This window comes from Halolamina salina (genome assembly GCF_042678005.1).
In the GTDB taxonomy this organism is placed as follows: domain Archaea; phylum Halobacteriota; class Halobacteria; order Halobacteriales; family Haloferacaceae; genus Halolamina; species Halolamina salina.
In genome coordinates this window covers 26,857-37,722 of the sequence record NZ_JBHUDH010000025.1, presented here as the reverse complement: position 1 = coordinate 37,722, position 10,866 = coordinate 26,857, and the positions used below count along the sequence as shown (strand labels likewise).

Annotated in this window: 8 protein-coding genes and 1 pseudogene; 4 read left to right on the top strand and 5 right to left on the bottom strand. The window is 69.6% G+C overall.

All coding sequences use genetic code 11. From position 1 onward, the window contains the following. Positions 1 to 500 (bottom strand): annotated as a pseudogene (locus ACFR9S_RS03250) (sodium:calcium antiporter); the annotation flags it as partial. A 147-nt stretch (positions 501 to 647) separates the two neighbouring features. On the opposite strand from ACFR9S_RS03250, the gene ACFR9S_RS03245 reads away from it, so the two are divergent. Continuing rightward, the gene (locus tag ACFR9S_RS03245) at positions 648 to 1,235 is read left to right on the top strand and encodes an NAD(P)/FAD-dependent oxidoreductase (protein WP_379732632.1); all 588 of its coding nucleotides are present in this window, start codon (positions 648 to 650) and stop codon (positions 1,233 to 1,235) included. 434 nt (positions 1,236 to 1,669) lie between these two features. On the opposite strand, the gene ACFR9S_RS03240 is transcribed toward ACFR9S_RS03245, so the two are convergent. Continuing rightward, positions 1,670 to 4,558: a PKD domain-containing protein gene (locus ACFR9S_RS03240; protein ID WP_379818058.1), complete on the bottom strand. Its 2,889-nt coding sequence runs from the start codon at positions 4,556 to 4,558 to the stop codon at positions 1,670 to 1,672. Between the two features lie 309 nt (positions 4,559 to 4,867). Here ACFR9S_RS03240 and ACFR9S_RS03235 point away from each other — a divergent pair, with 309 nt between their 5' ends. Next, positions 4,868 to 5,548: a CPBP family intramembrane glutamic endopeptidase gene (locus ACFR9S_RS03235; protein ID WP_379818057.1), complete on the top strand. Its 681-nt coding sequence runs from the start codon at positions 4,868 to 4,870 to the stop codon at positions 5,546 to 5,548. Positions 5,549 to 5,630: 82 nt separating this feature from the next. Here ACFR9S_RS03235 and ACFR9S_RS03230 read toward each other — a convergent pair whose 3' ends face one another. Next, positions 5,631 to 6,422 carry an SDR family oxidoreductase gene (locus tag ACFR9S_RS03230; RefSeq protein WP_379730675.1) on the bottom strand — a complete coding sequence of 264 codons (792 nt, stop codon included), beginning with the start codon at positions 6,420 to 6,422 and terminating at the stop codon, positions 5,631 to 5,633. Positions 6,423 to 6,537: 115 nt separating this feature from the next. Here ACFR9S_RS03230 and ACFR9S_RS03225 point away from each other — a divergent pair, with 115 nt between their 5' ends. Both ACFR9S_RS03225 and ACFR9S_RS03220 read left to right on the top strand, forming a co-directional pair. Then, positions 6,538 to 7,239 (top strand): dolichyl-phosphate hexose transferase, encoded by a 702-nt coding sequence (locus ACFR9S_RS03225; RefSeq protein ID WP_379730674.1) that lies wholly within the window; start codon positions 6,538 to 6,540, stop codon positions 7,237 to 7,239. A gap of 489 nt (positions 7,240 to 7,728) precedes the next feature. Next, positions 7,729 to 7,932, top strand: a complete 204-nt coding sequence (locus ACFR9S_RS03220; RefSeq protein ID WP_379732901.1) for a hypothetical protein — start codon at positions 7,729 to 7,731, stop codon at positions 7,930 to 7,932. A 12-nt stretch (positions 7,933 to 7,944) separates the two neighbouring features. Here the strand turns inward: ACFR9S_RS03220 and ACFR9S_RS03215 are convergent, their stop codons facing one another. Together ACFR9S_RS03215 and ACFR9S_RS03210 are read right to left on the bottom strand one after the other, a co-directional pair. Next, on the bottom strand, positions 7,945 to 10,146 hold the full coding sequence (locus ACFR9S_RS03215; protein ID WP_379818056.1) for an ArnT family glycosyltransferase: 2,202 nt from the start codon (positions 10,144 to 10,146) through the stop codon (positions 7,945 to 7,947). Beyond that, positions 10,147 to 10,866: ABC transporter ATP-binding protein (locus tag ACFR9S_RS03210; RefSeq protein WP_379818055.1), on the bottom strand; the 720-nt coding region annotated here is incomplete at its 5' end.

Below are 10,866 nucleotides of genomic sequence, written 5' to 3'. Positions count from 1 at the left end.
AGCACGATCCCGACGGCCGCCCAGAGCAGCGGGCGGTCGATCGCGTCCGACTCCGAGAGCCGCGACGCGACGCTGCCGTGGTCGGTGTACGCGTAGCGTACGGCGACGAACCCCAGATACCCCAGCGCCATCAGCACGCCCTGCAGGCGAGTGACCCTCCCCGAGGAGACCGCCAGCAGCATCACCCCCATCGCGACCACCATCCCGGCGCCGTAGGTGGCTACCTCGTTCCGCGTCGCCGACAGCGGCGCCAGCAGCGCCACGACGCCGACGCCGAGCGTGATCTGGGAGGTGGCGGAGCCGACGACGTGGCCGACGACCAGCGAGCCCTGCCCGTAGGCGGCGCCGTAGACCGCGGTCGCGATCTCGGGCAACGAGCTCCCGATCGCGACCAGCGTGACGCCGACGAAGAACGTCGAGACGCCCCGTTCACGGGCGATCGTCGACGCCCCCTGTACGGTTCGGTCGCTTCCGAAGACGAGCATGCCGATCCCGACCACGAGCGCGAGCGTGTCCTGCACGCAGTTCGGGCGTCGCCCTCACGGGGGAAGGGGTTAGCGGTCCGCGAGCGGGGTGTCCGGGGAACGCTCACACCCCCCACCTGCCACCGTGGAAAGAGTTAGGGGTCGAGAGACACAGTTTCGAATGTGACCGACGTAATCGTCGTCGGCGGTGGTCCCGCCGGCCTGAGCGCTGCACTGTTCACCGAGAAGAACGGCCTCGAAACCACGGTGTTCGACACCGACGAGACGTGGATGCACAAGGCCCACCTGTTCAACTACCCCGGCGTTGGGTCGCAGGACGGGACGGCCTTTCTCGACACGCTGCGCACACAGGTCGACAGCTTCGGCGTCGACCGGAAGCAGGGCGTCGAGGTGACCGACGTGGCGGCGACCGACGACGGGTTCGCCGTGACGACCGAGGAGGGCGAGCACGAGGCGCCGTACGTGGTGCTCGCGACCGGCGCGAACCGCGACCTCGCGGAGGAACTGGGCTGTGCGCTCACCGACGAGGGCGTCGTCGACGCCGATGTGACGATGGAGACCAGCGTGGAGGACGCCTACGCGACGGGCGCGATGGTCCGCGCCGAGGAGTGGCAGGCGGTAATCGCCGCGGGCGACGGCGCGGCCGCCGCGCTCAACATCCTCAGCAAGGAGAAGGGCGAGCACTACCACGACTTCGACGTGCCCGCCGACGCCGACTCGACGTTCGGCGGGATGGTCGACGAGGCGTAGCTACCAGTCGCAGACGCCGTCTCCAGCAGTTCTACCACTCCGCCGGCGTTACCGACCGCGTCTCTTCTTCGCCGCAGGTGTCGAGCGAGTCCGCACCGAGTTCGCAGTAGCCCGTCCTGTCCCGATGCTCACCACGGAGTCGCTGAACGGCGATTTGGTGCGCTCCCGACCCCGAGCCAGTCGAGGGACGGGGCAGCCTCTATCGGCGACGGTTACGAGCAGTCCGTCCGTCGGAACTGCGAGAGGCAGTCGAAGTCGGCCCCACAGTCCGCACACTCCCACTGTTCGGTCACGGCGTGGCCGCCGACGTCTTTCGGCCAGTCAGTCATCGTCCCCACTCGGCACGCTCGGCTGTTGAACGTTCCGGCGCCCGGGCCGGCTGATCCGTCGGCCAGAGTGGAGGGGAGTGGAAGCGGCCGACACAGTTCTTCGGCTCACCGGCCCAGCCGGTCGCCGATCGACGCGTAGCCGGCACGCTGGGTGAGGTAGTAGTACGCTGCCCCGACCACGGCGAGGAGCGCCAGCAGCAGTAGCAGCGGGGAGGCGGGCCCGCTCTGGGTGGGCGACGCCGGCGTCGCGGTCGCCGTCGGCGTCGGGCCGGTCACGGAGAGGGTGCCGGCGACGGTGCCGGCGACCACCGCGTCGAACTCGCCCGTCCGGGTCGGTTCGACGGCGAAGCTGAGCGTGCGGCGCTCGCCCGCGGGGACGGTGACGGTCCGGTTCTCGATCGTCTCGTTCCCGAGGCGGAACGCGATCGTTCGAGTCACGTCGGAGCTACCGGTGTTCTCGACGGTCACCGTCGCCATCGCGGTGTCGCCGAGTTGGATCTCGTTCTCTCGCAGTGTGGCGCGCTCGACGGAGAAGTTGGTCTGCCGGACGCCGACGGCGAACGTCGAGAGCGTCGGGCTGTGGACGCGGTAGTGGTAGCGGTCGCCGTCGTGGTCGACCACCTGCGGGTCGTGTGCCGTCCAGTTCCCGTCGTCGTAGCGATAGAGGGTGAGCGCGTCGGGGTGGGAGCCGTTCAGGAGTCCCGGACGGACGCTGAACTCGAACGTCGCACCCGCGACGTTCTCGTCGTCGATGGTGTGGTTGACTGCCCAGTAGGCGAGCGGCTCGGTGGCCCGCGTCCGGTTCACCGGCGTCACCCCGGTCGGCGCGCTCGCGTTCCCGTCGACGGTCACCTCGAACGCGCCGTCGCGGGTGGGGAGGACGGTCATCCGTTCGACCGTGACGCCCCACCGTTCGCTGACTTCGCCAGCCGGGATCGACAGCGCGACCGAACTCCCCGCCGTCGCGTGCGAGACGTTGACATCGACGGTGCTGCCGTCGACACGCGTCACGACCGTGGTCCCCTCGTCGACGACGATCACCTCGGTGTCCCCGCCGTCGGAGGCGTCGTCAGTTTCGGTCGGTGCCGGTGTCTGTGTAGCGGTCGGGGCCGGCTCGGAAGTCGAGGTCGGCGTCGGGGTCGGATCCGAAGTCGACGTGCTCGTCGAACCCGAATCGGCCTCCTCGACGGTGGCCGTCAGCGTGTCGGTCGCGATGTTACCGACGCCGTCGGTGACCGTGAGCGTGACCGTGTACGTTCCCGGCTCGTCGTACACGTGTGTCACCGACCTGCCCGTGGCGGTCGTCCCGTCGCCGAACTCCCAACTGTACTGCTCGATGCCGGTCAGGTCGGTCGAGCCGTCGCCGTCGAAGGTGACGCTGGTCCCGGTGGTGGGGTTCACGTCCGGCCCCGCGTCGGCGGCCGGCGGCGTGGTGTCGACGACCAGCGATCCCGTGGCTGCCGCCCCGTCGTTGCCGTACTGGTTCGTCGCGGTGACCTCGATCGACTGGCTCCCGTCCTCGGGAACGGCGCTGGCGTCGACGGTGAAGTTCGCCGCGTACGTCCAGCCGCTCGTGTGCGCCAGCGTGACCTCGCCCGCGCCGAACGGGCTCGCGTCGGCGACGACGGTGACGTTCGACGGGTCGGTGTCCGGGACGTCGGCGCTGACTGCGACCGTGTGGTTCCCGCCGACTGCGCCGTCGTCGTCGGTCAGGTCCTCGATCGTCGCGTTCTCGACGGTCGGGCCCGCGGTCTCGATCACGACGCTGCGCTGCTGATCCTGCGCGCCGTCGTTCCCGTCGGGACCGACGGCTGCCTCGAGGGTCGCCGTGTACTCGCCGTCGATGTCGGCGGTGTACGTCGCGACGTAGGTGTACGGCCCGCTTCCGGACTCCCCGAAGTCGGCCCGTGTGAGCGTGGTCGGGTCGGGGCCGGAGACGTTGACGCTGATGGTCTCCAGCCGCTTGTCCGCCGTGATCGAGACGTTGATCTCGCGGCCGGCGGGGTTCGTGACGTTGTAGTCGGTGATCTCCGGCGCGGCCAGCCCGGGACTCATCGCGACGCCGGCGGACTGTGCCCCCTCGATGGTGCCGCCGTTCGCGCCCTGAATCTGCTCGTGCTGGCCGTCGAGCGTGGTGTACGCGAGCTTGTTGTTCGTGTCGAGGTAGAGGAGCTCCAGCGACGACCCGCCGGTCCAGTTGGCCGCGGTGATGGGCGCCTGCGCTGCCGACACCTCCTTGATCTTCTCGATGTTCCCTTGGTCGTCGATCAGGGCGATGTTGTTCGATCCGGTGACGAGCGTGATCCGCGCGACACCGTCGCCGTCGACGTCGGAGACGCCGCCGAGCCCGTACCCGCCGCTGTTCGATCCGATGCTGGAGTAGCCCGTGGTCTCCACGGTGTCGCCGTCGAGGTACTTGACGGTGCTCGAACCCCCCGTGAAGCCGAGCTCCGGCTGGCCGTCGCCGTCCAGATCACCGACGCCCGCGACGGCGTTCGCATCGATGCCCGCGTCGCCGCTCGACGTCGTTTGCGTCACGCGTGTCGGGCTTCCCGGGTCGGCCCCGGTCTCCACCTTGTAGATGTGGCCCGAATCGCTGGTGTTCGGGTAGAACACCGCCGCCGTGCCGTCGTCGTCGAGGTCGCCGACCGCGATCGCGGACGCCGAGGTCGGCGCGTTCTCGGCGAGCGTCGTCGTGGTCCCGTCGGGCTCCGCGAGCTTGAGCGTCCCCCCCGAATCGACGAACGGAGTCTCGAGGACAGTGTCGCCGTCCAGATCGATGGTCCGACCGGTGATCGTCGCATCGACGCCGGTCTCGTGTGTCGTCCCGTCCTGCTCGACGGCGACGAGCTGTCCGTTGCTCCCCACGACGACCGCGTGGACGTCCGTCGGGCCGGACGACGCGGTGCTCCCGACGGCGGCGAGCGGCCCCGCGACCGCCGCGACGAGCAGCACGAACACGAACAGCGTAGCTCCGAGTCCAGCGTGTCGCACGAATTGTTTGCAGTAACGAACTTCACGCTGATAAGCGTGTTCGCCGTTTTCGAGCCGAATTGAGCCGTTTTCCGCACGTAGAGGGCATGATTCATGTGTTCCCGGGGAGTACTCGAGAGCATGGGCGACGACGCCTGCTACCGGGAGTTCTGCCCCGAGTGCGACCTGCAAGTCACGATCGTCGACGGGACGTGTCCCGAGTGCGGCACCGAACTGGAGACCGAGTAGCGCGGACGGCAACGCTTATTCGTCGGGCGTCTGTCACGCGCCCACAGTGACCCGCCCGCCGAACGCCACGCAGTCTGAGCGATGAGCCTCCTCACTACCGCCGGCGGCCTCGCCCTCGCCTTCGCCGGCTACCCCGCGGCCCGCCGCCTCGGCGGACGGTTCGCCGCCCCCGCGGTGCTTCCGGACGACGAGACGGTCCGGGAGCACCTGCTGAAGTGGCTCGTGACGGGCGCGCTGCTGGCGTACGTACTCGTCGTGGAGAACGAACCGCTTGCCTCGCTCGGGGCGACGCTGCCGCCGTCGATACCGATCGCCGGCGGCGTCGGCGGCGTCGCCGGCCTGCTCGTCTGGTGGGTCGGCGGCCTCGTCGGCACGATCGCGCTCTCGACGGTCGCGTACAACCTCTTCCGACAGTTCGAGTGGGACACCTCCGAGGCGTTCTCCGAAGAGCAGGGCGAGCGACCGGCCGCGGCGTTCCTGTTCACCGCGGTCACCGCCGGCGTCACCGAGTCCGTCCTCTATCAGGCCTACCCGATCGAGCGACTCGCCGGGCTGTCGGGATCGGTCGTCCTCGCGGGCCTCGTCTCGTGGCTCGTCTTCACTGCCGTCCACTACGCGACCGACCGCTTCTCGCTGCAGGCGACCGTGTTCACGAGCGTGCCCGCGCTGGCGGTGACGGTGTTGTACGTGCTCTCGGGGAGCGTCTACGTCGTCGTGCTCGTCCACGCGACGGTGAACGCGCTGAGTTTCCTCTCGCAGTAGAAGGTCGTGGGGCTACACACAGCCACGGCAAAGGCTCCGAGCGAGCGGCCGGCGCCGCTCGCCGGTCACGCGCCGTGATCGGTTACAGGTTGCTCGCGCCCGCGCCACCCTCGATCGGGAGCGCGACGCCGTTGATGTAGGAGGACTTCGGCGAAGAGAGGAAGGCGACGGCGTCGCCGAGTTCCATCGGCTCGCCGATGCGTTCGAGCGGAATCCCGCCGCCCCAGTCGGCCAGCCCCTCCTCGTAGTCGTCGTAGTCGCCGCGGTCGACCGCCTGCTCGACGAGGTCCTCGATCCGGGAGGTCTCGTGGGGACCGGGCAGCACCGCGTTCGATCGGACCTCCGGCGCGAGCTCCTGTGAGAGCGTCTTCTCCAGCCCGATCACCGCCATCCGGACGGAGTTCGAGAGCACCAACGAGTCGATCGCCTCCTTCACCGAGCGGGAGGTGATGAACGTCATCGTCCCGTGATCGGACTCCTTGAGGTGGGGGGCGGCCGCGCGGACGGTCCGGACCGCGCTCATCACCAGCAGGTCGAACGCCTCGTACCAGTCCTCGTCGTCGGTCTCGAGGAACGCGCCGCTGGGCGGGCCGCCGGCGCTGGTGACCAGCGTGTCGATTCCGCCGAACTCCTCGACCGTCCGCTCGACGAGGTGTTCGATGTCCTCCTTCTCGGTCAGGTCGCCCTGGACGCCGACGACCTCGCCGTCGCCGACGGCGTCGATCTCCTCGACGGCTTCGGCGAGGCGGTCCTCGTCGCGGCCGTTGACGACGACGTTCGCGCCCTCGCGGGCCAGCGCCGTCGCCGACGCCTTCCCGAGGCCGCTGCTCGATGCCGTCACCAGTGCGCTCGTGTCGTCGAGTTCCAGATCCATAGGGCACTCTGCGCTCGGGGAGAACTTAAACCCGGCTCGCTCCGGAAACGCCTGCGGGGTTCTCCGAGCGAGCTTTTTCGGCAAGCCTAAACCATCCCATCTCCTCCGAGGAGCCATGAGCGAGTACACGCTCGGGGACGTGAGCGTCGTGATGGGCAGCTACAACGAGGCGGAGGCGATCGGGCCGGTGCTGGAGGACATCGACGAGGCCACCGACGGACAGGCGGAGGTCGTCGTCGTCGACAGTTCCAGCGACGGCACCGCCGAGATCGCCCGCGACCACGGCGCGACCGTGATCGAGCAGGAGCCGCAAGGGTACGGCTACGCGGTGTGCAAGGCGCTGCTCTCTGCCACGAATCCCGTGCGGATCACCACGGACTGCGACGGCACCTACCCGATGGAGCGAATTCCGGACTTCCTCGACCTGATCAACGAGGGGTACGACGTGGTCAGCGGCGACCGTCTCTACCACGGCGCCGACACGATGCCGACGCTGAACCGCTTCGGTAACTACGCGTTCGCCGGGCTGTCGAGCGTGCTCTCGGGGGAGTACCTCCACGACGTGACGACGGGGATGCGCGCCTACCACGAGGACGTGATCGAGGAGATCACCTGGACCGAGAACACCGGGCTCTCGGCGGAACTACTGATCCGGCCGGCGATGCGGGGGTACGAAATCCGCGAGGAGCCGATCGCCTACGACGAACGGCTGGGCGAGACGAAGCTGGATCCGTTCTCGGGCGGCGCGGAGATCGCAGGCTCGATTCTCCGGGTGTGTGCCGAGGAGCGCAAGCGGCAGTTGACGAGTCTGTTCTAAGGCGGTTCGGGTTCTCGTTCGGTTCTTCGTTGGCGGTTGGCGTTAGCTGCTCCTGTACGGTGATCTCACCAGCGACTGGACCGCGGAGTGAGCTAGACCACTTGCGACCGCGACCGCCCGCACAGCCCACAGACCTCCCCACCCGACTCGGTCGCTTCGCTCCCTCATCCCTCGCGCTCGGGTCGCGCACGGAGGCGCGACCGCTTCGCGCCGACCGCCACACCGGTGCGGATGCGGTGGACGCAGCGCGCCGGCAACGGTCGCCGGCGCGCGGGGGAGGGGTGGGGACTCCGTGCTGCGCCGGGCCTCGTGTCCGGCGCACTGCGGTCGCAAGTAGTCAACGAACGGGCTGCTGTCGCGGTTGCTGCCTCAGTTGCCAACGATCGAGATGCTGTTGCGGCCGCGGTTGCCGTCGCAGAACCAAGAACACACACGAACCCAACTCACCGAACGAACAGCTTCACGGACCAACCCCACGAACGACGAGCCATGCCCCGCGACCAGTTCCTCCCACCCGCACTCCTGCTCCTCTTCACCCTCCTCGTCGCCCTTCCCGCCTACGGCCTCTACACCGGCGATATCGCCGTCCTCTGGACCTCGTTACTACTCGGCGGCGCGCTGTTCGTCTGGAAGTGGCGCTGGTGGTGGACTCCGATCCAGAAGTACGTCCAGCCCGGCGCAAACGAGCCGTAACACCCACAAACGCTACTCAGAAACAGACTCCACCGTCGCGTTCGCGAACTGCCCGGGCGGCGAGGAACCCAGCCCCGCCGGCACGCAGCGATCGGGCACGGGACAGCGCTCCCGCGTCGGCGACAGTGCACGCACCTCGTCGCCGCCGGCGTCGATCGGGAACACGAGCTGGTAGCTGAATCCCGTGCTCGGGCCGGTGGAGACGAACACGGTGACGGTGAGCTCGTCGCGGTCCTCCACGTCGAAGCTCCCCGGGCTCCGGACGCCTTCGCCAGCGAGGCGGGCACCTGTCCCGTTGACCGTCAGCGTCAGCCGGAGCGTCCCCTCGCTGACGTTCGCCGTGGCGTACGTCTGCCCGGCGTCGCCGCCGGCGCGGATGGACACCGACTGGGCGCCCTCGGGGATACCGACCGCGGCGTCCATCCTGACCGACTCCCCCGAGACGCGCTCGACGGGGCGGAGTTCGGCGGTCACGCTCTCGCCGTCGACGGGGTTCCACGGGCCGCGCATCACGTACCGCCGGAGCTCGTGATCGGGCTTGGCGGCGGCCACGTCGAGTTCGTCGTCGTCGCCGATGGCGTACAGCGACGGGCCGTCGAACTCCGGATCGTTCCGGACCGCCTGGAACGGGTGGTTCAGCCACGGGCCGTACACCGGCGTGAGGAACGTGAGCGTCTTCTCGTCGGTCTGATTGCCGCCGAGGGCGGCGTTGCCCATCGAGAGCCCACCTTCCGCCTCGAACGGCTCGTAGGCGGCCGCGAGCTCCTCGCTGACCGCCGCGTTGTGGTCGAGGGGGCGTTCGGCGGCGTCGGCGGCGACGGGGGCGGCGACGCCCGCTGCGACGATCACGACGGCGACGGCGACCCGGGGCGCCGTCAGCGTGTCGGGGAGTCTCGGGGCGGCGAGGCTCCCCAGTCGGTCCGCACCCCACACGACGGCGACGGCGCCGTACACCGCGGTCGGGACGAGCATATCGTAGTGGTAGTACGGGCCGAGGCTGTGGATCAGGCCGTCCTCTTGAACGGTGAGCGCGCCGAGGATGTTGAAGTTCCCCCAGAACGCGACGTTGCCAGCCGCGATCGAGACGAACATCCCCGCGACGGTCGCGCGTCGGCCCACGAGCGCGGCCGACGCGCGCTCGCTCGCGTCAGGAACGCGCCGGAGCACGGCCGAGCCGGCAGTCGCCAGCACGCCGGCCGCGGCGAGGACGGCGCCGACGAGTCCCATCGCGACCCACTCGGTGAACAGCCGGGCGAGGACGCGGCGGTTCGACTCGATCCCGAGTTCGAGCGTGTAGTTCTCCTCGTGGCCGAGGATCTCGCGGTGGCCGAAGCCGATCCCGTCGTGGGGCGCGAACGCCTGATAGGGGAACACGAGCGGGTCGCCTGTGACGATCACGTTGTACCCGAGCGCGACCAGCACGCCGACGATCCCGAGGCCGGCGGTCAGGGCGCGACGGGCGAACAGCGCGCGCTGCTCGTCGCTCACCGCCTCGAACGGCGTCCGCCACGCGCCCGAGCGGACGAGCGTGCCGACCGCGTGAAGGATGAACGGCGACGCAAACAGCACGGCGGTGTACGGTCTGGCGAAGAAGGCGGTCGCGATCGCGGCGCCGGCGACCGCCGCCAGTCTACGGCTCCCGGTTCGCTCCCCGCGGAGGTACGCCACCGCGAAGCAGAGTTCGAACGCCGCCGTCACCGCGTAGGGGAGGTACACTCCGGAGTGGATCAGGAACAGCGGCGACGCGAGCACGAGGACGCCCGCGACGGCGCCGACCCGCCAGTCGAACAGTTCGCGGGCCAGCGCCGCGGTGCCGGCGACGACGCCCGCCGAGATCCCCGCCAGCGCGATCGGGTAGGCGCCGAGGACCCGTCCCAGCGCGAACACGGCGGCCGGGACGGGCTGGTACTTCGAATACAGCCCCCGCCCGCTCTCGACGAAGAACCACGGCCGGAACGACCCCTCGACCGGCGGCCGGAGGAACAGCTTCCCCGAGAGCAGCAGTTCGGCCTGCTGGAGGTAGACGCCCTCGTCGTGGTTGATCGAGTGGTACGGGAAGATCCGCGTCGCGACCAAAAACGAGGCTACTGCGGCGACGAGCGCGAGCAGGAGGATCGCGACCCGGCCGCGGTCGAGGCGGTCACGGACGGCGGCGACGGCGGTGCGAAGCGTCTCGGTCGCGCCGGAGGAGTCGGCGACGGGCCTCCCGGACATCTACGCCGCGGGGTACCAAGCGAGGGTGTGGTCGGCGACGAGGCGGACGCGCACGCGCTCGCCAACGTCGACCTCCTCGGCGTGGTTGTGCAGGCAGCGCACCACGGGACCGTCGTCGAGTTCGACGTGGTAGACGAACGAGGGACCGGTGTACTGGCGACGAATCACCTCACCGTCGGCGGTGGGAGCCGACGGGGTCCCCCCGTCCGCGCTCGCCCTGACGGCCTCGGTTTCGGCCGAGATGGGGCCGGCCTCGCCGTCGACCGGCGCGAGCCGGAGGTCGTCGGGGCGGACCAGCACGTCCACCTCGGCGCCGACGTACTCGTCGGTCACGCCCTTCAGCAGGTCGCGGCCGTAGGAGCCGATCGTCGTGTCGACGGAGCTGTCGGTGATCTCCCCGGGGACGAAGCTGGCCTGCCCGAGGAACGAGGCGACGAAGCGGGACTCGGGGTGTTCGAACAGCGACTCGGGGCTGCCGACCTGCTCGACGTGGCCGTCGGACATCACCGCCACGCGGTCGGATATCGACAGCGCCTCCTCCTGATCGTGGGTGACGGAGACGGCGGTGACGCCCGCCTCGTTGAGGATTCGTGTCACCTCCTCACGCATCTCGACGCGGAGGGCCACGTCGAGGTTCGAGAACGCCTCGTCCAGCAGCAACACGTCGGGTTCGAGCGCGAGCGACCGCGCTAGATCTACCCGGCGCTGGACGCCGAGCGG